This window comes from uncultured Mucilaginibacter sp. (genome assembly GCF_937859865.1).
Taxonomy (GTDB): Bacteria; Bacteroidota; Bacteroidia; order Sphingobacteriales; family Sphingobacteriaceae; genus Mucilaginibacter_A.
In genome coordinates this window covers 1-24,822 of the sequence record NZ_CALMAT010000042.1, presented here as the reverse complement: position 1 = coordinate 24,822, position 24,822 = coordinate 1, and the positions used below count along the sequence as shown (strand labels likewise).

General features: G+C 37.4%; 14 protein-coding genes, 1 pseudogene and 1 CRISPR repeat array. Of the genes and pseudogenes, 13 read left to right on the top strand and 2 right to left on the bottom strand.

Annotation, left to right across the window (positions count from 1 at the left end; translation table 11 throughout):
- Nucleotides 1-68 precede the first annotated feature (68 nt).
- From Q0192_RS04780 to cas2, 12 genes are all read left to right on the top strand, one after another.
- Nucleotides 69-1,976: an AAA domain-containing protein gene (locus Q0192_RS04780; RefSeq protein WP_299286884.1), complete on the top strand. Its 1,908-nt coding sequence runs from the start codon at nucleotides 69-71 to the stop codon at nucleotides 1,974-1,976.
- A 178-nt stretch (nucleotides 1,977-2,154) separates the two neighbouring features.
- Entirely contained in the window at nucleotides 2,155-3,054 is a 900-nt protein-coding gene (locus Q0192_RS04775; protein WP_299286881.1) for a glycoside hydrolase family 25 protein, read from the top strand.
- Between the two features lie 67 nt (nucleotides 3,055-3,121).
- Complete coding sequence (gene cas6 / locus Q0192_RS04770) at nucleotides 3,122-3,925, top strand: CRISPR-associated endoribonuclease Cas6 (protein WP_299286878.1); 804 nt, start codon at nucleotides 3,122-3,124, stop codon at nucleotides 3,923-3,925.
- A gap of 227 nt (nucleotides 3,926-4,152) precedes the next feature.
- The gene (locus Q0192_RS04765) at nucleotides 4,153-4,371 is read left to right on the top strand and encodes a DUF433 domain-containing protein (RefSeq protein WP_299286875.1); all 219 of its coding nucleotides are present in this window, start codon (nucleotides 4,153-4,155) and stop codon (nucleotides 4,369-4,371) included.
- Nucleotides 4,372-4,393: 22 nt separating this feature from the next.
- Nucleotides 4,394-5,827: a type I-B CRISPR-associated protein Cas8b1/Cst1 gene (gene cas8a1, locus Q0192_RS04760; protein ID WP_299286872.1), complete on the top strand. Its 1,434-nt coding sequence runs from the start codon at nucleotides 4,394-4,396 to the stop codon at nucleotides 5,825-5,827.
- A 7-nt stretch (nucleotides 5,828-5,834) separates the two neighbouring features.
- On the top strand, nucleotides 5,835-6,929 hold the full coding sequence (cas7i, locus tag Q0192_RS04755) for a type I-B CRISPR-associated protein Cas7/Cst2/DevR (protein WP_299286869.1): 1,095 nt from the start codon (nucleotides 5,835-5,837) through the stop codon (nucleotides 6,927-6,929).
- A complete protein-coding gene (gene cas5b, locus Q0192_RS04750; protein WP_299286866.1) occupies nucleotides 6,929-7,603 on the top strand; it encodes a type I-B CRISPR-associated protein Cas5b in 675 nt (224 codons plus the stop codon). The genes cas7i and cas5b overlap by 1 nt, the downstream gene beginning before the upstream one ends.
- Before the next feature lie 21 nt (nucleotides 7,604-7,624).
- Nucleotides 7,625-9,952 (top strand): CRISPR-associated helicase Cas3', encoded by a 2,328-nt coding sequence (gene cas3, locus Q0192_RS04745; RefSeq protein WP_299286863.1) that lies wholly within the window; start codon nucleotides 7,625-7,627, stop codon nucleotides 9,950-9,952.
- A gap of 73 nt (nucleotides 9,953-10,025) precedes the next feature.
- The gene (locus Q0192_RS04740) at nucleotides 10,026-10,631 is read left to right on the top strand and encodes a plasmid pRiA4b ORF-3 family protein (RefSeq protein ID WP_299286829.1); all 606 of its coding nucleotides are present in this window, start codon (nucleotides 10,026-10,028) and stop codon (nucleotides 10,629-10,631) included.
- 7 nt (nucleotides 10,632-10,638) lie between these two features.
- Nucleotides 10,639-11,151: a CRISPR-associated protein Cas4 gene (cas4, locus tag Q0192_RS04735; RefSeq protein WP_299286826.1), complete on the top strand. Its 513-nt coding sequence runs from the start codon at nucleotides 10,639-10,641 to the stop codon at nucleotides 11,149-11,151.
- 211 nt (nucleotides 11,152-11,362) lie between these two features.
- A complete protein-coding gene (gene cas1b, locus Q0192_RS04730) occupies nucleotides 11,363-12,235 on the top strand; it encodes a type I-B CRISPR-associated endonuclease Cas1b (protein WP_299286824.1) in 873 nt (290 codons plus the stop codon).
- A gap of 169 nt (nucleotides 12,236-12,404) precedes the next feature.
- Entirely contained in the window at nucleotides 12,405-12,668 is a 264-nt protein-coding gene (gene cas2 / locus Q0192_RS04725; protein WP_299286821.1) for a CRISPR-associated endonuclease Cas2, read from the top strand.
- Between the two features lie 351 nt (nucleotides 12,669-13,019).
- Nucleotides 13,020-21,866: a CRISPR direct-repeat array (repeat unit 30 nt; unit sequence CTTTTAATCGCACCATGTTGGAATTGAAAT).
- A 259-nt stretch (nucleotides 21,867-22,125) separates the two neighbouring features.
- Here cas2 and moaCB read toward each other — a convergent pair.
- Nucleotides 22,126-23,076 carry a bifunctional molybdenum cofactor biosynthesis protein MoaC/MoaB gene (moaCB, locus tag Q0192_RS04720; RefSeq protein WP_299286818.1) on the bottom strand — a complete coding sequence of 317 codons (951 nt, stop codon included), beginning with the start codon at nucleotides 23,074-23,076 and terminating at the stop codon, nucleotides 22,126-22,128.
- Between the two features lie 27 nt (nucleotides 23,077-23,103).
- Nucleotides 23,104-23,925: an MOSC N-terminal beta barrel domain-containing protein gene (locus Q0192_RS04715; RefSeq protein WP_299286817.1), complete on the bottom strand. Its 822-nt coding sequence runs from the start codon at nucleotides 23,923-23,925 to the stop codon at nucleotides 23,104-23,106.
- 316 nt (nucleotides 23,926-24,241) lie between these two features.
- On the opposite strand from Q0192_RS04715, the pseudogene Q0192_RS04710 reads away from it, so the two are divergent.
- Nucleotides 24,242-24,822: pseudogene (locus Q0192_RS04710) on the top strand (S9 family peptidase); the annotation flags it as partial.

Genomic DNA, 24,822 nt, shown 5'->3' with positions numbered 1-24,822 from the left:
TCGCACAAATACTTCCCTTTCCACAAAACCGCTTTTTAAAAACTTAAAACGAGCTTTACCTTTGCCGGATGGATTATTTTAAACGCCAGCTCGAGCTGCTCCGCATCGAAAAAGAGGAAGACTGGAAAACTTTTTTTAAATTAACCGAAAGCACTTCGGCGGCAGAGCGGCGGGCAAACGGATTGACCTGGTACCCAATCGCGATAAGAGGAACAGAACCAAGCCACGGCGATTATTTAAACGTGGAAGTGGAACGGACGACGCACCCCGATTTGGCGCACCAGTTTCGTTTTGGCATTCCGGCTGCACTTTTCTCCAACTACGATCCAAAAAAAGACCGTGTGGAAGGCGTGGTTACTTTCGTAAACGGCAACCGCCTTAAACTTAATTTGTTTGTGGACGAACTGCCGGATTGGAGCCGCGACGGGAAATTGGGCATTGATTTGCTTTTTGACAACAACAGTTACAACGAGATGCAATCGGCCTTAAAACTGGCCGACAAACTGAGTGAAAACCCGGAGGAAAACCATTTAATCCAAGTGCTGACCGGCGAAAATATCCATGCTTCTTTTACCACACAAATTTCGGAAACTTTCCCTCAGCTTAATTCTTCACAAACGGAAGCTGTCCGAAAAATTATGGCTGCGGATGAATTGGCGATTGTTCATGGTCCTCCCGGAACCGGAAAAACAACAACACTGGTGCAGGCAATTAAAGCGTTGATCCAACAAAACGGAAAACAAATTTTGGTGGTTGCGCCAAGCAATACGGCGGTTGATTTATTGAGCGAAAAACTGGACGATTTAGGTTTGAATGTTTTGCGGACTGGCAATCCGGCAAGGGTTTCAGAAAAATTGCTGTCGCTGACTTTAGACCGAAAAACAACCGAACACCAAAATTATAAAGAGATTAAAAAGCTGAAAAAACAGGCCGGCGAATACAAAAACCTAGCGCACAAATACAAGCGTAGTTTTGGCAAAGCCGAACGCGACCAACGCAAAGCGCTTTTTACCGAAGCGCATAAATTGATGAAAGAAGCGGGCGCGATGGAGCAATTCATTACCGATGATTTGATCGGAAAAGCACAGGTGATCACGGCTACTTTGGTTGGCGCAAACCATTTTACCATCCGCAATTTAAAGTTTGAAACCGTTGTGATTGACGAAGCCGCGCAAGCGTTGGAACCGGCCTGCTGGATTCCGATTTTAAAAGCAAAAAAAGTAGTTTTGGCCGGAGACCATTGCCAGTTGCCGCCAACCATCAAATCACCCGAAGCGGCGGCGCAAGGTTTCAGCGTAACGCTTTTTGAAAAATGTATCCGCCTGCACCCCGAAGCGGTGGTTTTGCTGGACGAACAATACCGCATGAACGAAGCGATTATGGGCTTTCCTTCGCAGGTGTTTTATCAGGATAAATTGAAAGCAAATTTAATAGTTGCTAAAAGTGTGTTGTTTCCGCAGGATGCGCCTTTAACTTTTATTGATACGGCCGGTTGCGGTTTTGAGGAAAAGCAGGAAGGCACGAGCGTAACCAACCCCGAAGAAGGGAACTTTTTGCTGAAACATTTAGCGGCTTATGTGCAGGAATTGAAAACGCATTTGTCCGCAGAAAACTTCCCGACCGTTGCCGTAATTGCGCCTTACAAAGAGCAAATACGGGTTTTGAAAGAACAAATGGCAGATTTTGAAACGTTACAAGCCGTTGCCAAAAATATTTCTATTAATACCGTGGACAGTTTCCAGGGACAAGAACGCGATGTGGTTTATATCAGCATGACGCGCAGCAATGCAAAAGGCGAAATTGGTTTTCTATCGGATATCCGAAGAATGAATGTGGCAATGACGCGGGCACGGAAAAAATTGGTGGTGGTTGGCGATAGTTCCACGCTTTCTAAACTGCCTTTTTATACTGATTTTATTACTTATGCCGAGCAATTGAACGCTTACCACAGTGCCTGGGAATTTTCGGAAATTTGAGGTTGATGCGGAAACGTGATGCTTCTTTTACCGGCATAAATTTGAGTTTTGCATCTATTTAAAGAAAAGACGTACAACAAATCCGAATTTTATGTGGTAAAAGAAGCATTACAATTTTCCGAAGAAAAAATTTCAACATCAAAACCTGCTTCTTTTTAAATTTATACTTTTAACCTTTGTGGATACGCCTGCCAAAAAGCTTCCTGCCAAACCAAAAACTGCCGTTAAGAAAAAACCTGCTGTTGGTAAAAAAGCACCTGTAAAACAGAAAGGCAAGCAGCAACAGGAAACGTGGTTTCCCTGGAAAACCTTACTTGCCGGCGCTTTGCTCATCCTGCTTTCGCCTTTTTACTACGGCTACATTGTGAAGACTTTTACCACAAGTTGGCAGTGGATCAAAGACATCGGCCAAAACCCCAACTACCGTGTTTACAAAAGTTTTGGTATCGGCATCCCCCGGAAATACAGCATCCACGGTATTGATGTTTCTTACGCACAAGGCAAAATTGATTGGCACCAGGTAAAAGCGATGCAGGAAGACAGCGTGCAGGTCAGTTTTGCTTTTATCAAGGCAACGGAAGGCTTGCTTACCGTTGACCCGTATTTTAAACGCAACTGGCGCGAAGCACCAAAAGTGGGCCTAATTTGCGGCGCGTACCATTTTTTCAGGCCGGAGAAAAACGGCGTGTGGCAGGCGCGTTTCTTTTTGCAAAACGTGGACCTGGAAAAAGGCGATTTGCCAATGGTGGTGGATATTGAGCAGTTGGACGGCGTCCCACCAGCCCAAATGCGCAAAGAATTGCAGCGCTTTTTGGATTTTGTAGAAAAGAAAACCAAAGCCAAACCCATCATTTATTCGGGCCTGAGCTTTTACCAGGATTATTTAATGGGTTATTTCGATGCTTACCCGTACTGGATAGCCCACTATTACAAAGAAAAGCTGAAAATAAACCCGGCAACCAACTGGTGGTTTTGGCAGCATTCGGACAAAGCCAAGGTAAACGGCATTAACCATTTGGTAGATTTTAACGCTTTTAAAGGCGATGGTTTTGCGTTTGAGAAATTGTTGGTGCCGTAAGTTTAATTTATACTTAAATATTGTTTCGTATTGATTTATAATTACCTTGTAAGCACCAAAACCTTACATGCAATTTAAATTAACGTTAACGCCTTTACAAAGGGAAACCTTTGTGCCTTTTAATTATCAGTATCCTTTGTCCGCTGTTATCTACCAGAAAATAGCGCAGGCCGATGCAGGTTATGCCGAGTTTTTGCACCAGAAAGGCTACGCGCAAAACAGGCATTCCCGGCATTTTAAATTCTTTACTTTTTCTAACCTGCAGGCCAAATTTATAGTGGTAAAAGAAGCATTGAAGCTGCAAGGCAACCAGGTTACTTTTGTTTTGGCCTGCCACATGCCTGAATTTGCAGAAAACTTGGTGAAAGGGATATTTGCCAGCCAAAACCTTTCTATCGGCGACCGCACCGCACAGGCCAACTTTACCATTTCGCAAATTGAAGCCATGCCTTTTCCCATTGCAAGTAACCAGCTTGAAACAGTGCATACCTTAAAACTGAAACTGCTTTCGCCCATGGTGGTATGCCGGAAAAACGAGCGCGGCAACGAAGATTACTTATCGCCGGAGGATGCCGGTTTTATTTCGCTGCTGAAACAAAACCTGGTTGAAAAACTAATTGTAGCTTTTGGCCCGGAAACAGCAGCACAGGAAACCCAACAAAAACCTTTTGAGATACAAACCGGCGGACTGGCAAAATTGCAAAGCCGCCTCTTGACCATTAAAGCAGGCAAAGCCGCCGAAACCAAAGTGCGTGGGTTTTTAGGCTTTGATCTGGAGATGCGTGCTTCGGGCAGGGTTTTGGAAATGGCGTTGAATGCAGGACTTGGAAATATGAATGCGATTGGATTTGGTTGTGTGGGAGAAAAATAAAATAATCAAAAAACAGAAACAATGATAAACGGACAACCAATCGGAAAACTTTTAAAAATACAAATTCTTTTAGCCCCGTGCTTAAAGCAACCCCCACATGAAGCGAGTTTTAGATACTAAAGCAATTTGTACTGATACAAACATAAAAAAAATCGCACCAAATAGGAAATGAAATTTTCATATTTAGTGAAGTTGTTGTTGAAGGATTTATGATTCTTAAAATAAAAATGAGCGAAGAAATTGATTATAATGGTAGGATTACTTTAGAACCGGGAAAAAGAAGCGGGCAACCTTGTATTAGAGGTTTGCGCATAACTGTATCTGATATTCTCGGGTATTTGGCTTCGGGAATGACCATGGAAGGAATTATTGATGATTTTCCTGAGTTGACAAAAGAGGATGTTTTAGCTTGTGTTGCTTATGCAGAATTAGATAATAGTATTTAGGGTTACAATAGGGTAAAAGTATATGAAAGAAACAGATAAAGTAACAACACAATATCTTACCAACATAACCGGCGATCCTTTTGCTGATACAGGAGGATTAGTAATAAAGTATTTATGGACTTTGCCGCATTTAAAAGATCGCGACATATCAGGTCTTATAGATTTTGCAGCAAATCTTTACGTAAATAAATGGGGAGGAAAGTTACATGCGTTTTTTCTAAATTCTAAAATTACACAAGCAGCTTTTGCTGGACAGCGAAAAATAGACGAAGCTTTGAAATATTACAAAGCACTAATTGATGAAACCGAAAAGCATCAGGAAGGATATTGTAGAATATCCGGCCGGAAAACAAAGTTATTTTCAGCAGGGAGAGATAATCATATTCTTTCGGGCTCAGGTACTTTTATAAATTTTCATCACAACTTTGAATCCGGATTATATCTTTCTAAAGAAATATTAATTAGAATTTTCTTTGTTCCATTAGGATTAGTACAACTTAATGATAAAGTTGCTATGCTTAGTAGCAATCACGAAAAAGTAACAGCATTTTTTGTTGAAAGGAATTGCATAGAAAATTTAAAGGCATTTAGTAGTGGTACATCCGAAGGTGTATTAAGATCTAAATTTAATAATCCCGCAAATGCTTTATTTAGTTTTGCTGATGAATACTTAAGCCTAAATTTAAAAACCTTATTAGAAAGCAATGAAGATGAAGAATTATTTAATAAAGCCGATATAACCTTAAACCTTTATCATTTTACAAATTTTGGAGCAAGCCCGGAAGTAGTAATTTATGTTCTCGAATCAAAGGTTTTTAAGTTCTATGCTTTTTGTAATCGTATCAAGATAAAAAAAGATTGGAATAAGTTTCTTAGAAATAACTATAGAAATTCTAAATACAAAGGGGCTACTTTTAATGAAGATAAAGAAGTTTGGGATAGCAAAAGTGAGACTATTGATTTTGAAACATACAAAATCTGGAAAAATAGTGTCCTTGAAAACCTGTTAGCAGGAAGATCTATTTTAGGAAATATACTCTACTGGAATATAAAACATTCTTTCCCTTTTATTATAGTTGAAAAATATCAAACAGTCATTAAAAATATGGAAAAAAGAACAATTGATAAAATTAAGCAAATAGCAGATTTTGTTGTAATAGATCGGGAAACAGATTTTATTACAAAAAGTATTAAACGATTAAATGGCGAAAAATCAGCTCATGGTCTTCGGCAGCTTTTTGTAAAGCTAAACAGTGAAAATTATCTTAAAGAGGCAGAAAATCCTTTAATTACTGTTCAAGATTATGCAGAATATTTATTTCCAGATGGAGGTAATTGGCGGGAGGTAAGGGATGTCTTACTAATTGCAATTTATGAAAAGCTACACGAAACTGACAAGGTAGTGCCAATTCCAATTTTAGAAGACGAAGAAAATGAATCACCAATCTTAAATTAATATAATTATGAAATTAAAAACACAAGGGTTTATTTTATTAGATGTAGATGTTGTTGCTCTAAACAATGCAGGCAAAAGCACAACTAGTAATTTTGATAATGCTGTTGCTACAAAGAAAGTTTTTAAAAACGGAAGAGTATATACTTATGTATCTGGTCAAGCATGGCGTTATTGGTGGCGTGATGCTTTGCAAAGAAATCATGATTGGATTCTTTCGCCAATAACAAGAGATAATAAAATTGCATTTACATCTGCTGACCCAATTAAATATCCTGATGATGATATGTTTGGGTATATGAAAGCGGCAAAGGATGTGATAGTAGATGAAGAAGGAAAACCTATATTGAAAAATGGTAAGGAACAAACGGAAAACGTAACGGTTACGCGTGTCTCACCTTTAAAAAATTCGGTTATTGTTTCTGTCGGTTCTACTCGTCCAGCAGAAAATTGGTCAAGTATGGCTCGCCAGGAAGGAGACTCTGTTCCTTACGTAAAAGAGGAATATAGTGCCATAATGAAAGGGATGTTCTCCTTAGATTTGGAACAAGCTGGCACCTTTTCTAATTATAATAAAACAGGATTTAAAAATCTAACAGAAAAACTTAAAGAAGATGCTCTTGCAAATGGTGCTATCGAAATTGAAGATAGTTATGTAAAAGATAGCAAGGGTAATGCTCAAAAATTAGTTCGTTTAACAAAGGAAGTTCGTGAAAAAAGAATTGAGGATACATTAAAAGCCTTAAAAACTATTTCAGGAGGGGCAATGCAGACAAATAATATGTCAGATGTTACACCTAAGTTTATTGTATTAGCAACTACAACTACTGGAAATCATCCATTTTCTCATATTGCTACAAGCGAGGGAATAAATAGCGATAAAATGTACTTAAATACTGAAGGAATTAAAGAAGTGCTTAAAGATTATAAAGAGCAATTCCTAGGTATAATATTTATTGGCAGGCGTAGTGGTTTTCTTGATGATTATAGCAATTCTTTAAAAGAATTAGAATCATTAGGCAACGAATACCCGAAAGTTCAGATCGGATCAATAAATGAAACTATTGATAATTATTGTGAACAGTTGAAACAACAATTAGTATAATGGAATTTTATGCTATTGATATAAGAAGCTGGACAGCCAGTTTTCGTTATCCAAATCTGATTAGTGGCATACAGCCTACTTTAGAAGTACCACCACTAAGTACAGTTTTGGGATTAATAAATGCCGCTGCAGGATTTTATATAAATCATAAACAACTTTCAATTGGATATTACTTTGAATTTCAGGGAAAGGAAATTGATTTGGAAACAATTTATATGATTGATAGCAATAAAGGTAAAGCAACAAACAACGCTAAATCAAACGTAATTAAAAGAGAGTTTCTATTTGAAAACTTTTTACGCTTGTATGTTTCTGATGAAGAAATAGTCAACTATTTAAAACTTCCGGTATATCCATTAGTATTAGGAAGGATGAATGATTTGGCATCTGTTGATTCAGCAGGAATCCATAAAAAGGATTTGCCAGAAGTAGATAATGCTGATAAGATTAAAGGACAAATTGTGCCATTCGCTAATAATTATCTTCCCGGGGTAATCCAAGCTTTACCAAAATACTTCTCCAATACAATTCCTCGACAAAATATAGGTACAGAATCATATTCTGTACTTAATCATAATTCTAAAGTTAGCAGCAATCTTAAAGCTTATCGAGATACAATTGGTAAAAGTGAAGTAGATATATATATACATCAATTGAATTTTGAAACAATGTAATTAAAGATTTTTTGATCTTGTATGGAACTTTTAGCAAAATCTGAACCTCGAATAAGTTTAAAACAGCACATAATAGATTGTCTAAAAATTTGGCAATATCTAAAAGTTTGTTTTTCTAAAGCAAAAGAAATAATTCAGGATATTGACTTCTGGGAAGTGGTTAGGTTATCTGTTATTACTCACGACTTGGGTAAAGGGCATGCAGAGTTTATAAAATTATTAATGGGGATTTCAAAAAATGAATGGCATGGACAACGTCACGAACTTTTTTCTTTACCATTTATTGATGGATTAGATATTAAAGCTCCGGTTAAAAAATTAATTAGTTTAATAGTTGCAGGGCATCATCGAGATTTTGAGCGTTTAAATAAAGAGTACGTTGCAAATACATATTTATTACAAAAGATAGAGGATGAATTTGGTGATGATGGATTGCTTAACTATGAGGAGGAATTTGCAAAAATTTATTTAAAGGAAGTTTATTCTTTATTGGAGAATGATTTTAAAATCAAACTAAATGATTATGAAATTAAGCATCCTCAAAAGCTAATACTTTCGTATTTACTAAAATCAACAAAAGGAGAATTGAATGTAAATAGTGAAGATTATTTTAAGTTACTACTTTTATTTGGGGCTTTAAAACATTGCGACCATTTAGGTTCTGCACGTATTGAACATATTGAACAATTAGAAAAATCTTCTTTTTCATTCTTAAATAAACAACGGATAAACTTGCAAAAAGAAGAAAATGATTTTTACAATCATCAGTTAGAATGTGAGAAGATAATTGGGAATGTCATCTTAACTGCACCAACAGGCTCGGGTAAAACTGAAAGTGCTATGCTATGGCTACAACGACAAATGGAAGGATTTGGACAAGGCCGAGTTTTTTATGTATTGCCGTTTACTGCTTCTATTAATGCAATGTATGAACGTTTATCTTCAAATGGAGATGGTTTGGGGAATTCAAAAGTTGGAATGTTGCATGGGAAATTACAAGATTACCTTTATGATTACCTTGATAACGTTCAATATATCAACAATTCAAAGAAAGAGGCTATTGATGAAATTAAAAATAAATTCAAAACACTTTATACACCATTAAAGGTAGTTACACCTTTTCAATTGCTGAAAAATCTATTTGGACTAAAAGGTTTTGAGCAAGGAATATTTGAGTGGACAGGAGGTTATTTCGTTTTTGATGAAATTCATGCCTATAGTCCTGAAACATTTGCACAGATTAAAGTTTTCCTCGAATATGTTGTTAAATGGATGAAAGGTAAAGTTTTTATTATGACGGCAACTATGCCATCATTTTTTAAAAAAGAATTGGAAATGGCAATTGGTCATTTTTCTCCTATAACAGCAGATGAAAAGCTATACAAAAAATTTGACAGACATAAAGTTGTTTTAAAAGATGGATTATTATTTGATAGCCTTTACTTGATTGAAAAAGATTTAAAAGCTGGCATAAAAGTATTAGTAGTTTGTAATACAGTTGTTCAAGCTCAGGAGGTTTTTAAAAAATTGAAGGAATTTGCAAGTAATTCTGTTTTATTGCATGGTGCATTTACTGGTGAAGACAGGAATAGTCATGAAAAGGATTTGAAGGAGGGCGAAAAAGACGAAAATAATCCTATTCAACTTTTAGTTGGAACCCAAGCAATCGAAGTAAGTCTCGACATTGATTATGATGTTATATACACTGAGCCTGCACCTATAGATGCTTTAATACAACGATTTGGCAGAGTAAATCGAAAAAGAAAAAAAGGAATATCTCCAGTTGTAATATTTAACGAATCAAACAAAAACGACAAATTTATATACAGCGTAGATGTGATTTTACGAACATTGGATGTCTTACAAAAAATCTCGTTAAAACAAGACGGAGTTATCGAAGAAAGTAAATTGCAAAAGTATATTGATTTTGTATATCCACATTGGGATGAGAAAAGCAAAAAGGACTTTGACGAAACCTATCAGTTATTAAAATATACATCAGAAAATCAGCTTATTCCTTTGTTACATTCTAAAAAACAAGAAGAAGATTTTTACAAACTGTTTGATGGAATAAAAGTATTACCAATAAAATTAAGGCAACGCTTTGAGGATTATCTATCAGACTTTGACTTTATTGGTGCAGAACGATTGAAAGTACAAATTAGAAAAAATAAGTTCGCACAACTTATTGCAGAGAATGATCAAAACTTATACAAAACAACTTATAATTTTGAAAGTGAAAAAGGCAAATTATTAGAAATTACTTACTGGATACTAACTAAGAAATACGATTCAGAGTTAGGGCTCTTATATAATGAGCAGGAAATTTGGGATACGCAATTAATTTAAAAATTAATCCATTTCTATTTTTACTAACAATACTGTAATTCATAAACATAAAAAAATTAAAAAAACATTAACAATGCCATTCCAATTCAAAATCCAAATCAAAGACATCATCAAACCACCAGTTTGGCGGCGTTTGCTGGTGCCGGAAAATTTTACTTTTTACCAGTTCCATTTGATTATCCAGGCAGCTTTTGACTGGCAGGATGCACACGCATATGAGTTTTCACCTGATGATCGTTTTAGTAATTTAATAATAGCGGATAAAGAATTATATGATATTGATTTTTTTGAGGATGATGAATTGATAGACAGCAAGGAAATTAAGTTAGCCGATATTTTTAAAGCCGAAGGACAAAAGTTTGTGTACACCTATGATTTAGGCGATAACTGGGAGCACTTAATTACGTCAGAAAAAATCACCGGAGAAAAACTGTTTTTGGCAGATTGTCTGGCTGGAAAAGGTAATTGTCCGCCCGAAGATTGCGGTGGCCCTTGGGGCTACGAAGAATTGAAAGTTGCCTTGGCCGATCCAAAACATCGGGAACACAAAGAATTCCGAAAGTGGCTTGGTCTGAAAAAGAACGAAGATTGGGATTTCAATTTTTTCAGCCTAAAAGAAGCACAAGAGGCAGTGCGCAATGTAGATTTTGATCAGGAAAACAATTTTGAATTAGTCTGAAAATACGATGCTTAACCTTACTGCCACCCACATTAACTACTACCATGTTTGCCATCGGAAATTGTGGTTGTTTGCCAACGGTATCCAAATGGAACACACTTCTGAAACCGTAGCAGAAGGAAAACTGATAGGCGAAACTACTTATACCGACCGTTCGCAGCAATACACCGAAGTAGAAGTGGATGGCATCAAAATAGATTTTTATGATGCCAAAAACAAGGTAGTGCATGAGGTAAAGAAAAGCGATAAGGTAGAAAAAGCACATATTGCACAAGTAAAATATTACATCTACAAGTTGGGGCAGCAAGGTATAGCAGGCGTAACCGGATTGATTGAATATCCAAAAATGCGGCAGCGGGAAACCGTACAATTAGAACACGGCGATGAGGAAATGATCCAAACTTGGGAAACCAGCATTAGGGACATTGTAAATAGCGAAATTTGTCCGCCACTTTTACGCAAACCCATTTGCAAGCAATGCAGCTATTTTGATTTTTGTTATGTGGAAGAACCTGTTTGAACTAAACCAAATTGTTGATCAAATTTTTGACACCAATTTTATATCGGTAAAAGAAGCATCAGCATGAAAACAAAGTTACTGCCTGATTATCCGTTCCAATTCAACACCAATTTTATACCGGTAAAAGAAGCATCTGCATGAAAACAAAGTTACGGCTTGATTATCCATTTAAATTCGACACCAATTTTATACCGGTAAAAGAAGCATCAGCATGAAAACAACTTTTTACTTGTTCAATCCCGGCCGGATGAGCCGGAAAGATAATACGCTGAGGTTTTTACCGGTAAGCGAAGAAGGCATAGAAGGAACGCCGAAATACATTCCGATAGAAGGTGTTTCTGATATTTTCTGTTTCGGCAGCTTGGACGCCAATAGTGCTTTGTACAATTTTTTGGGGAAAGCTGGCATTGCCGTCCACTTTTTTGATTATTACGAAAACTATACCGGCAGCTTTTGTCCGAAAGAATATTTGTTGGCCGGTAAGATGCAAATTTCGCAAACCAAACATTATATTGATGCCAAAAAACGGATGATCTTGGCCAGGAAGTTTGTAAGTGGTGCGGCGTTTAACATGACGAAAAGCTTGCGTTATTACCTCAACCGGGAAAAAGATGTCAGCCTTCCGCTGGAAAGTATCGAGTTGCTGGCTTTACAGATTGAACAAACCAAAGCCGTAGACGAACTGATGGGCATTGAAGGCAACATCCGCCAGCAGTATTACCAGGCTTTTGATACGATTTTAAACGATTTCCAGATGGAAGGCCGCAGCAAACAACCTCCGGCAAATGAACTCAATGCCATGATTTCGTTTGGAAATATGCTATGTTATTCGGCTTGTTTAAACCAATTGTATCACACCCAATTAAACCCAACCATTAGTTTTTTGCACGAACCAGGTTACCGCCGGTTTTCTTTGGCACTGGATCTGGCAGAGATTTTTAAACCGGTAATGGTTGACCGTACAATTTTTAGGCTGCTCAACATTTGTAAAAGCCTGGGAAGAACGGTTGAACGAAACATTCAAGCATCCGATATTGAACCGAAGTGTAAGCTACAAGCATTTGATCAAGTTAGAATGTTATAAATTGGGCAAACACGTTTTAGGCTTGGATGAGTATAAACCTTATAAAGTGAGGTGGTGATTGGATTGGCGATTATGAGATGTTGTGATAGTATAAAGTGTGTAACAATGCAAAGTATTGGCAGCAACGGTAAACTATTAACCAGGAACAATTAACTAAAAGCAGATAAAGATGTATGTAATTTTAGTGTATGATATTGGCGAAAAGCGGGTTACCAAAATACTGAAATTGTGCAGGCAGTATTTAAATTGGATACAGAATTCTGTTTTTGAAGGAGAAATTACGCCGGTTAAGTTAAAAGAACTACTGGCGAAAGCGAAATTAATTATTGATGCAGAAACAGACAGCATCCTGATTTTTAAAAGCCGGGAAGAAAAATGGCTGGAAAAAGAAGTAATCGGTGCCGAGAAAAACAAGCTGGATAATATTTTGTAAAAATTATATTCAAAACATTATCTATGCTTCTTTTACTACACAAAAATCATTGTCTTTTTTGGTTTTTGTGCACGTAAAATATCCGGCATACCAAATTTATAGGCATAAAAGAAGTAGTATAAGTTTTTACGATAGAAGTTTAAACAGGCTCTAAGTTGTCGGTGAGGATAACAACGGGTGTTCATTGATGTAATGAAATAGGGATTTAGACTAAAAACAAGGTTTTTGAGCGCTGCATAAAGGTTGTCGGTTTAAGCACAACAATCGGTTATTGCCAACCGACTAAAATTTTGATTAAAAACACTGTAAAAAACGTTGTTTAAATATATATTAGGGCCGTTTTATAAACGGCTTTTAATCGCACCATGTTGGAATTGAAATCTAACAAATGCTTCTTTTAGCACTATTTTTTTGGTGGCTTTTAATCGCACCATGTTGGAATTGAAATGCGCGAGGACTTGTAGCGAATAGCCCGACCCGTAGGGCTTTTAATCGCACCATGTTGGAATTGAAATCGGTTTCAATCTTTGAGTTTAATCTTGATTTTTTATTCTTTTAATCGCACCATGTTGGAATTGAAATGAAACCGAACACGAAAAAAAGGCCGGTAAAAAAAGCACTTTTAATCGCACCATGTTGGAATTGAAATGTTATCATTAACCTGTTAGGAGAAAAATCAAACGATTCTTTTAATCGCACCATGTTGGAATTGAAATTGTATTTTAATGAGCGGTACTTTTACGCCAGAGAGTCTTTTAATCGCACCATGTTGGAATTGAAATCCCAGCAGGTAGCCAGCGCCCTTGCCCAAGCCGAACTTTTAATCGCACCATGTTGGAATTGAAATTTCTACATTTAAAGATAACCCATTTTGCCCCGAAGCTTTTAATCGCACCATGTTGGAATTGAAATGAGGATGTTTTGGAGGAAAGCCTCATCCGGTAGTACTTTTAATCGCACCATGTTGGAATTGAAATATTAGTATTGGCAGTATAAAATCTTCTTTGGGCTATGCTTTTAATCGCACCATGTTGGAATTGAAATGGTGAAAAAGAAGCGGTACAAAGGGACTTCAAAAACTTTTAATCGCACCATGTTGGAATTGAAATGTCATAGCTTGCGTGTTATTGTCAATTCTTGCGCACTTTTAATCGCACCATGTTGGAATTGAAATATCTTCTTTGTTAGCGAGGTACGCTTCCCGCCGCGTCTTTTAATCGCACCATGTTGGAATTGAAATTGCTCCGGCGTTTACGTTAGGAAAAAACATTAAACAACTTTTAATCGCACCATGTTGGAATTGAAATACCATTATCTCAATCAGCTACCCGAAGATATACGGCTTTTAATCGCACCATGTTGGAATTGAAATGGCGTTATCTATTTCATGTAGCCGCATGAGCGAAACTTTTAATCGCACCATGTTGGAATTGAAATAGCTATACTAGGATTGTAATAATCATCTATTATACATCTTTTAATCGCACCATGTTGGAATTGAAATTGAGAATGTTTCAGGTCTGCCAGCGCAACAATCTTCGCTTTTAATCGCACCATGTTGGAATTGAAATTTCGAGGTTGGTGTTTTTGCCAACCAAGCATTTGCTTTTAATCGCACCATGTTGGAATTGAAATAGCCAAATTCAATAGCCGTGGCCTTTGCAACCATTCTTTTAATCGCACCATGTTGGAATTGAAATTTGCAATAACTTTTCCTTGTAAAACCATTAAGCTCTTTTAATCGCACCATGTTGGAATTGAAATTATACACCCTGGCACCCGTTGTTGACAGCGGCTTGTTCTTTTAATCGCACCATGTTGGAATTGAAATAAATACAAAACAAGTCTATAATTTCTTTCTTTATCACTTTTAATCGCACCATGTTGGAATTGAAATGGCAGAAAACGAAATTATGATGAAAGCAATAGAACTTTTAATCGCACCATGTTGGAATTGAAATGGGGTTTGAGGCGTGTTGCCTGTTAAAATCAGGTCACTTTTAATCGCACCATGTTGGAATTGAAATGTAGCACTATGCTTTGTGATGCTCCTGTATTCGTCCGCTTTTAATCGCACCATGTTGGAATTGAAATTGATGTTTAAGTGTTAAAGGGAGACCAAAGATATAACTTTTAATCGCACCATGTTGGAATTGAAATCAACATAAGAGATATGCAACTTGTTAATCAGTTGCACTTTTAATCGCACCATGTTGGAATTGAAATCACATTTTTGAAATGATAAAGCATAATGGGTCAAGTCTTTTAATCGCACCATGTTGGAATTGAAATTCAGAATTTACTTCACGGCATTTGTTCCAACTGTTCTTTTAATCGCACCATGTTGGAATTGAAATAAGTTAAGCTGCATGATGGTGATCGGCCTTGTTTCCTTTTAATCGCACCATGTTGGAATTGAAATTGAAAAGTAAGATGAATACAAACGGAAAGAACCACCCCCTTTTAATCGCACCATGTTGGAATTGAAATGGTTCAACCCGGCTGGAAAGGCGGTTTGCATACTTTTAATCGCACCATGTTGGAATTGAAATCTGGCTGTTTCCGGCATATCAAAATCCCAATTTAATCTTTTAATCGCACCATGTTGGAATTGAAATGTGATATTATTTAATCTACCTTCATTTCCTGCGCTCTTTTAATCGCACCATGTTGGAATTGAAATGTCTTCTAAACTTGCTACAACGATGTGTTTGTTGAACTTTTAATCGCACCATGTTGGAATTGAAATTTAAAAATGTTTTTGTTGGTAAAAGCGTTATGGTGCTTTTAATCGCACCATGTTGGAATTGAAATCCGTTACGGTCTCCAAAAGCATTCATATTCATTACTTTTAATCGCACCATGTTGGAATTGAAATCTGTTAAAATCTTGCCTTTTTTTTCTTGTTTTTGCTTTTAATCGCACCATGTTGGAATTGAAATTTGTTGAAAGAACGCCCAGGCGTGTATTTCCGCCAAGACTTTTAATCGCACCATGTTGGAATTGAAATGAAATCAAATTTAAAACTTCTGGCCGTGTAACTTTCTTTTAATCGCACCATGTTGGAATTGAAATTTTTTAAACAACGGAAAACAGAAATATAACATCACTCTTTTAATCGCACCATGTTGGAATTGAAATTTCATTGTTCACTACCCTTTAAACTTAAAATATCATGCTTTTAATCGCACCATGTTGGAATTGAAATTACTTCTTTTTGGCGGTCGTATTCGCCTGCTTTTTACTTTTAATCGCACCATGTTGGAATTGAAATGTAAATACTATTAAAGTAGCTTAACCCTTTTTCTTCTTTTAATCGCACCATGTTGGAATTGAAATTCGGTGAAATATCTTTTACTTTGAAAGTTGACTTGCTCTTTTAATCGCACCATGTTGGAATTGAAATTAAATCAAAAAGCCAGATTCTGAATAAATCCAAACGACTTTTAATCGCACCATGTTGGAATTGAAATAAAGTTTCCCAAATAGTCGTTGTTGTCAGAGTAGATACTTTTAATCGCACCATGTTGGAATTGAAATCAACACTCATATCATACTCTTTTAATGCACCCGTACTTTTAATCGCACCATGTTGGAATTGAAATAGGTATCGGCAATAATATCGCGCTCCACATCGGCAACACTTTTAATCGCACCATGTTGGAATTGAAATAACAAAACCGGACAAGCGATTAGCGTGATGGTCATACTTTTAATCGCACCATGTTGGAATTGAAATATATAACAAACAAAGACCTGGATCAGCAACAGAAACTTTTAATCGCACCATGTTGGAATTGAAATAAGCCATCATCGGTCATCATTTTTGTAAGTTTGTTCTTTTAATCGCACCATGTTGGAATTGAAATGGGATTCTCTCAACTGGCCAGGAATTGTTGAATAACTTTTAATCGCACCATGTTGGAATTGAAATCACGAAAAGTATAATTGGTAAATTATTCCTACCAGCTTTTAATCGCACCATGTTGGAATTGAAATGTATTATTTATAATTGTGCGCGTTGTTGTGATAATACTTTTAATCGCACCATGTTGGAATTGAAATATCTGCTGGCAACTGTTACAAATAAAAAACACAAAGCTTTTAATCGCACCATGTTGGAATTGAAATATATTTTAAAAAATATCAATACGGTTATAACCGGCGCTTTTAATCGCACCATGTTGGAATTGAAATATTGCAATTACTCGCGAATCTGATTTTTACGTTTTCTTTTAATCGCACCATGTTGGAATTGAAATGGAATATCTGGTGTTGTGCAATTTATAAAGCCGAAACTTTTAATCGCACCATGTTGGAATTGAAATACTATTAACACGAAAGACAGCCACTGGTTCGGACAAACTTTTAATCGCACCATGTTGGAATTGAAATTTATCAATTCCTTGTCGCAATGAATAATTATAAATTCTTTTAATCGCACCATGTTGGAATTGAAATGGAAAATAACCAAACTTTTAGAAAGCCATACGACCTTTTAATCGCACCATGTTGGAATTGAAATCGAACAGGTACTGCTTAATTTGATCGACAAAAGTTCTTTTAATCGCACCATGTTGGAATTGAAATAATTTCTTTTTACCGATGCCAAAACCCAGGCTGGAACTTTTAATCGCACCATGTTGGAATTGAAATAAAATTATGCCGTTGGTATGAAAAAGGGAAAGTTTCTTTTAATCGCACCATGTTGGAATTGAAATTAGGATAAAGGCGGCTGGGATAGAAAAGCGTGAAACGCTTTTAATCGCACCATGTTGGAATTGAAATCTCTAAATGGAAAATTGATGCAGATATAAGATATACCTTTTAATCGCACCATGTTGGAATTGAAATTAGGTAACAAAAGTCAATGTTACCAAAGCCGAACTTTCTTTTAATCGCACCATGTTGGAATTGAAATAAACTATACAGATATGAAACTTAAAATTATTGTGCCTTTTAATCGCACCATGTTGGAATTGAAATCCACCCGCGTGGTGCTTCTTTTATCGGCACATTTTCTTTTAATCGCACCATGTTGGAATTGAAATTGCTGCCGGCAGGCTACTAAACTCACGCGAGCGACCCCTTTTAATCGCACCATGTTGGAATTGAAATTAGCCTTGCTTTTACCGGCATTACGGGCGGCAGGGCACTTTTAATCGCACCATGTTGGAATTGAAATAGATCAACAAGCGCAGACGCTTTAAATTGCGTTTTCCCTTTTAATCGCACCATGTTGGAATTGAAATAATCAGATAATGGTTTGTTCTGATAAAGGAATGCGTCTTTTAATCGCACCATGTTGGAATTGAAATTCAATGATTCGACCGAAGTTTTACTTTCAACATCGCCCTTTTAATCGCACCATGTTGGAATTGAAATAAAATAAAGCGTCTGTGTACGGAAGGCCCTTCATTCTTTTAATCGCACCATGTTGGAATTGAAATAAGACTTATAATTTTAAGTTCAAAGATGATAGCGACCTTTTAATCGCACCATGTTGGAATTGAAATCACACAGGCAACACACAGCAAACACACAGGTAAGTTCTTTTAATCGCACCATGTTGGAATTGAAATATGACCTGGCAAAATGGGCGCGGTATTGAACGATACTTTTAATCGCACCATGTTGGAATTGAAATGATTTCCCGGTCAGGAAAGAGGCTAATCAAATGCCTTTTAATCGCACCATGTTGGAATTGAAATAACTTTGCACTCGTGTTTCTCCCTACAGCCGTTTGCTTTTAATCGCACCATGTTGGAATTGAAATAGCTCCAACCTGGCCCTGCTTTTATCGGAAGAACACTTTTAATCGCACCATGTTGGAATTGAAATCTCCCAACCGATACGATAAATAAAGAGGGATTTTTTTCTTTTAATCGCACCATGTTGGAATTGAAATCAGAACGAACTCGAAGAAGCTGCCGAAATGATAGAGGCTTTTAATCGCACCATGTTGGAATTGAAATGAATGTTTTGTATTTCTTATTTGTCGCTTTTATGTCTTTTAATCGCACCATGTTGGAATTGAAATTATGAAAAAGTTATGGTCTTTACTAAACTGCTGGTACTTTTAATCGCACCATGTTGGAATTGAAATTTGGTGAAATTTCATTTACTTTAAAAGTTGACTTTCTTTTAATCGCACCATGTTGGAATTGAAATATAAAAGAAGCATTGCTATTATCTGTAATTTAAGTCTTTTAATCGCACCATGTTGGAATTGAAATACATTGGAAAGCTGGCCACAAAAGCAGTTTATCACACTTTTAATCGCACCATGTTGGATTTGAAATTGGTAACCGCTTATCAGGATATGTTTGGATATGTCTTTTAATCGCACCATGTTGGAATTGAAATAAATTCGCGGAGCATGACGGCAGATTTTTAAAGTCTTTTAATCGCACCATGTTGGAATTGAAATCCCTCCCTCTTGGCGGGCTGGGCGGCTATCCTGCAACTTTTAATCGCACCATGTTGGAATTGAAATAATCAAAGTTTTGCGAAAAACGATGGTGTATAATTTCTTTTAATCGCACCATGTTGGAATTGAAATTTTCGGGGAGCGATAGCGGCAGGCGTTGCTATTGCCTTTTAATCGCACCATGTTGGAATTGAAATCGCTTGTAAATTCCGTTATGGAAAGCGTGAACTTTCTTTTAATCGCACCATGTTGGAATTGAAATTGGAACGGAGCCGAGATTTTTTACAGTTGGGAAAGACTTTTAATCGCACCATGTTGGAATTGAAATCAAACGCACAAATGCTTGCAAAAACTGGCAGTATTTCTTTTAATCGCACCATGTTGGAATTGAAATATGTACCGCCAATTTTACCGTACCTGATTTCGTGCCTTTTAATCGCACCATGTTGGAATTGAAATATAAATAAATAATAAGCATAAAAACATCACGGCCCTTTTAATCGCACCATGTTGGAATTGAAATTTAAACCCATTTACAGGCGTTTTTTCTAACCCTTTTCTTTTAATCGCACCATGTTGGAATTGAAATAGGCTTCCATAAAAGAAGACTACACACACAACGATACTTTTAATCGCACCATGTTGGAATTGAAATGTTATTGTTGCGTTTTTATCAGTAGGAGAAACATCTCTTTTAATCGCACCATGTTGGAATTGAAATAAAGTTTTTCTATTGCGTGCTGTTTTTGCATACTAACTTTTAATCGCACCATGTTGGAATTGAAATCACCTAATAAAGCAGTAACAATCATTCGTTTCATCTCTTTTAATCGCACCATGTTGGAATTGAAATATTATTTTGCGTTAGCAGGGGACTTACAGCAGTACAACTTTTAATCGCACCATGTTGGAATTGAAATGACAGCGAGGAAGATATTTATAGCGATTGCGATGAAGCTTTTAATCGCACCATGTTGGAATTGAAATCAGACAAAGGCTGCATACATTGGTACTGGTACAACTCTTTTAATCGCACCATGTTGGAATTGAAATATTACCGGAAATAACTTGCAAATATTAGGTTTTGTCTTTTAATCGCACCATGTTGGAATTGAAATCTGATAGCGATGGATGGGTCGTCTTTTGCGTAAGTGCTTTTAATCGCACCATGTTGGAATTGAAATTGACACTATCGTTTTTTTAAATGATAGCACTAAAACTTTTAATCGCACCATGTTGGAATTGAAATCTCATTATGATAGCATAAGCAGTTGGGTCAATTAATTCTTTTAATCGCACCATGTTGGAATTGAAATAGCGAAAGACTGGTCTGGGAAATCCGTAAATCCAAACTTTTAATCGCACCATGTTGGAATTGAAATGCCTGATAATCATTTTGCCCGTACGCGGGTCAAATCTTTTAATCGCACCATGTTGGAATTGAAATGATAAAACAGAAGCAAAATTTAACGTGCAGCCCGTGGCTTTTAATCGCACCATGTTGGAATTGAAATGTGCAGCAAGGAACAGGGATTGGGCAAAGTCAAAACACTTTTAATCGCACCATGTTGGAATTGAAATAAAAGAAAATGTTATCACAAATGAAATCATAAAACTTTTAATCGCACCATGTTGGAATTGAAATATATAACAACACACACGCTATATAAGCAACCGATACAGCTTTTAATCGCACCATGTTGGAATTGAAATGGAGGGAGCCAGCGGAAAAAATTAAACTTTTAAAACACTTTTAATCGCACCATGTTGGAATTGAAATGATTTTAGTTTGTATGATTATAAGAAATTCATAAATGCTTTTAATCGCACCATGTTGGAATTGAAATAAGAATCAACTATGGTCTTTTCCAATTTTGATTTACACTTTTAATCGCACCATGTTGGAATTGAAATAAGAGTGTATCAATACAAATATTAAGTTTTTAAAGGCTTTTAATCGCACCATGTTGGAATTGAAATCTTTACCCCGCCCCGCCCTCCTCCGCCGCAGCAGCCGCTTTTAATCGCACCATGTTGGAATTGAAATCAGCATAAGATCAACGGCCTGCTATCGCTTTAACCGACTTTTAATCGCACCATGTTGGAATTGAAATATGGTCGCACATTGACCTTTAGCGGTTCTGACGATGCTTTTAATCGCACCATGTTGGAATTGAAATCACGATACAGATTTTTATTCAGAAATGGATAAAATCTTTTAATCGCACCATGTTGGAATTGAAATTTGGAAAGCTGCCTGTAATAAGCATCAAAATCCGCTTTTAATCGCACCATGTTGGAATTGAAATATCGCTACGATCGGCCGTCATGCTTCCGGTTTTTGGCTTTTAATCGCACCATGTTGGAATTGAAATTTTTCATCATTGTACAATATTAATATATTTTCAAAACTTTTAATCGCACCATGTTGGAATTGAAATAGTAAAGTCACCAATTGGAACAGGGTTGGGAAAGCTTTTAATCGCACCATGTTGGAATTGAAATCCGTAATCGAACGGAGTGCTTCTTGCGCTTTGCCACAACTTTTAATCGCACCATGTTGGAATTGAATTAAATATCAATATCTACAGAATCTCTTTGGTATTGCTTTTAATCGCACCATGTTGGAATTGAAATTAGGATATCTTCGGATTTAATTGGATAATCGGGCATCTTTTAATCGCACCATGTTGGAATTGAAATAAGGGTTCTGGAGGAACAACCTTTTTGCAATTTTGCTTTTAATCGTACCAAATAGGAATTGAAACCTTCAGGCACTCCTTTCTGTTGATAGCAAAAACCTGTTTAAATTTGTATCATCAAAATTCACAATGCTTCTTTTATGCCCGGAAATTTAGTGCTTGCTGTCCTATCAATACAAAAGACACAATGGGCCAATGATTTTTAGGTGCTAAAAGAAGCATGGACAATAAACCGGATAAAACCTAAACAGCTTCTATCTAAAGGAAATTGTTTATTTCCCTTCAAATCCTGATCCATTCTTCGCAAATTCAGCTTTATTTCCCCTTAATGCCCGCCTCCTAAAATCATCTTCCGGGCATGAAAAACAGCCGGCAAAATAGCCTGTAAACTTTCGCGCGCGCCATTGGCACTTCCGGGCAACGTAACAATTAAGGTATGGCCGATGGTTCCGGCAACGCCGCGGCTCATCATAGCCAAGGGCGTACGTTGTTGCCCGAAAACGCGCATCGCTTCGGCAATGCCTTCGGCTTTGTTTTCCAACAGTTCTTCCACGGCTTTTACGGTGTTATCGCGCGGGCCTAAACCCGTGCCACCGGTTGTAAAAATAAACGGAACCTCCTGCCGCACCCAATCCAAAATTTGCTGCTGGATCTGCTGTTTGTCATCCGGCAAAACCTCAAAATGGGCTACTTCGGCATTAAAACTTTCCAACATTTCCCGGATGATTTTTCCGCTTTGGTCTTGCCGGGTTCCAGCCGCGGTAGAATCAGAACAAACCAAAACGGCGCACACAGAAACGTCTTCATACAACAACTGCCGGTCGCTTTTGCCGCCCCGTTTTTCCAGCAGTTTGATGTGGCCGATCTCCAATTGCTTGTCCACCGGTTTCAGCATATCGTAAATTTCCAAAGCCGCTACCGAAACTGCCGTCAGCATTTCCATTTCAATCCCTGTCCGGCCGATGGATTTTGCTTCACCCAGAATTAAAATCCCGGTTCGGCCGAAAGCTGCTTCATCTACATATTCGGCATGTTTTTCTTTGTCGAGGTATTCAAACTTAATACTCATCCCGTCAATGGCCACCGGATGGCAATGCGGCAACAATTGCGGCGTAAGTTTGGCGCCCAAAAAACCGGCCGCCTGCGCCACATCAAACAAATTGCCTTTGGGCAATTGGTTGTTTTTGATCAGTTCGATGGTTGGCGCGGTACAAAAAATAACGCTGACGGCGCGTGCCGTGCGCAAAGTGATTTGTTTATGGGTAACGTTTTGCATGCTTCTTTTATCGGCCTAAAATTGGGGTCAGATCAGTTTTTCCGGGCGTAATTCTTTGATCCGGATTTCATCGTCAACACTAATAATGCCCAGGCCTTCGTAAATTAAATTTTGGCCGAAATAAACTTTGTTGTTTTTTTTGCGGTAGCCGGAAAGCGTTTTCAACGGCTCTTTTCCTGTGGTTGCGTTTTCCTGGTCAATGGTTATAACCGGACAACGGGCACAAGGTTTCACACCAAAAAAATTGATGTTTTTGATACTGAAATGCTGCATCTGGTCTTCCAGAAAAGCCTCGCCGCCGGTAAAAATGATGTTTGGGCGAAAACGGTCCATTGGCACCGCTTCTTTTAGCCGGCCGTTTAGTTCATCCAGCGAAGCTTGTCCGATAATCAAAACCGGAAAAGCATCAGCAAAAGAAGTAATATGTTCTGCCTGCGCATAACGCTGGTCTACCTGCCGTTGCGCTGCTTCGGGCATATAAACCAAACGGCATTTCACTTGCAACATTTCGGTAAACCATTGGTCAATCCCGTTATCCACAAATTCCGCCAGGCAGGTATCGTCCCAAATGCTGCACAATGCGGTTTCGTTGGCTTCAAACAAAAACGGGATATTGATAAATTCTTCGGGCTGCTGCCGGTGCATCACCAGCAAACCGTTGCCGGTAATTTCTACAAAAAGCAGTGCCATTTGCGGGACTTCGCGCTGCGATAAAAACCGGTTATGCTCATCCACCAGCATCCAGCGGCGGTCGTGCTTTAAACCGCGGCTGGTTACTTGTGCCGAACTGACCGCAATGCCGCCGAGCGATTTTATGGGATAAACAAAAAGCCCGCTGATTTTTAACATGGCGATAAAGGTATAAGCAATTTTAGATTTTGAAAGACGATACGTGATGAAATAATGCCAAATGTTTTTATAACCTCATAGAACTTAATTACTGCCAACTTTGATAATAACCCTGCATGCTTATTAAAGGTGAATGTGCACTGTAAAAATAACATTTGCATTCAATTGGATTTTATTTGCCGATGCTTCTTTTAGCACTACTTTTTTGGCGGAGGCAAAAGGTATTCAAAATATTACAAGCCTATTTTCCTTTTCTGCAAATTTCCCAAACTTTTTTCATTTCAATTGAATACTTTTCGGCATTAATTAATATTGCATGAAAAAGTTTTACTTTATCCTTTTGTTGCTGTTTGTTTGCTTTCAATCACAAGCGCAAAACTATTACCAAAACCCAAATCCACCTAAAGCCAATTATTTGCTGGCGGCGCGTTTTTCGCCCAAAAAAATGCAGAAAATGGTATTCTCTACTTCGGTTGATGCGCACTGGCTTAAAACTTCCAACAAGTTTTGGTATCCATTTGAAACGAGCGCGGGCAAAAAATGGTATCTGGTTGATCCGGCTGCACGCACCAAAAAGCTGTTGTTTGACAATGCCAAAATTGCGGCTGCCGTTACTTTGATTGTAAAAGACCCGTTTGATGCGCAACATTTGCCCATCGAAAATTTAAAGTTTACCAAGGATGAAAAAAGCATCCAATTCGATTTAAAAAGTTCGATTGATCAAACAAAAAAAGACCGCAAAGACAAAAAAGCGACGGATTCTTTGGAGAAAAAAACCTTTTACTTTCAATACAATTTACAAACCGACAAAGTGGTTGAGCTGGTTAATTATGAAAAGATTAAACCCAAACCAACTTGGGCTTCGATTGCGCCGGATAGTTCGGCCATTGTTTTTGC

Excerpts from the sequence above, each read along its gene's own strand:
- Q0192_RS04780 (WP_299286884.1), top strand. The coding sequence starts at position 69 with ATGGATTATTTTAAACGCCAGCTCGAGCTGCTCCGCATCGAAAAAGAG.
- cas6 (WP_299286878.1), top strand. The coding sequence starts at position 3,122 with ATGCAATTTAAATTAACGTTAACGCCTTTACAAAGGGAAACCTTTGTG.
- Q0192_RS04765 (WP_299286875.1), top strand. The coding sequence starts at position 4,153 with ATGAGCGAAGAAATTGATTATAATGGTAGGATTACTTTAGAACCGGGA.
- cas8a1 (WP_299286872.1), top strand. The coding sequence starts at position 4,394 with ATGAAAGAAACAGATAAAGTAACAACACAATATCTTACCAACATAACC.
- cas7i (WP_299286869.1), top strand. The coding sequence starts at position 5,835 with ATGAAATTAAAAACACAAGGGTTTATTTTATTAGATGTAGATGTTGTT.
- cas5b (WP_299286866.1), top strand. The coding sequence starts at position 6,929 with ATGGAATTTTATGCTATTGATATAAGAAGCTGGACAGCCAGTTTTCGT.
- cas3 (WP_299286863.1), top strand. The coding sequence starts at position 7,625 with ATGGAACTTTTAGCAAAATCTGAACCTCGAATAAGTTTAAAACAGCAC.
- Q0192_RS04740 (WP_299286829.1), top strand. The coding sequence starts at position 10,026 with ATGCCATTCCAATTCAAAATCCAAATCAAAGACATCATCAAACCACCA.
- cas4 (WP_299286826.1), top strand. The coding sequence starts at position 10,639 with ATGCTTAACCTTACTGCCACCCACATTAACTACTACCATGTTTGCCAT.
- cas1b (WP_299286824.1), top strand. The coding sequence starts at position 11,363 with ATGAAAACAACTTTTTACTTGTTCAATCCCGGCCGGATGAGCCGGAAA.
- cas2 (WP_299286821.1), top strand. The coding sequence starts at position 12,405 with ATGTATGTAATTTTAGTGTATGATATTGGCGAAAAGCGGGTTACCAAA.
- moaCB (WP_299286818.1), bottom strand. The coding sequence starts at position 23,076 with ATGCAAAACGTTACCCATAAACAAATCACTTTGCGCACGGCACGCGCC.
- Q0192_RS04715 (WP_299286817.1), bottom strand. The coding sequence starts at position 23,925 with ATGTTAAAAATCAGCGGGCTTTTTGTTTATCCCATAAAATCGCTCGGC.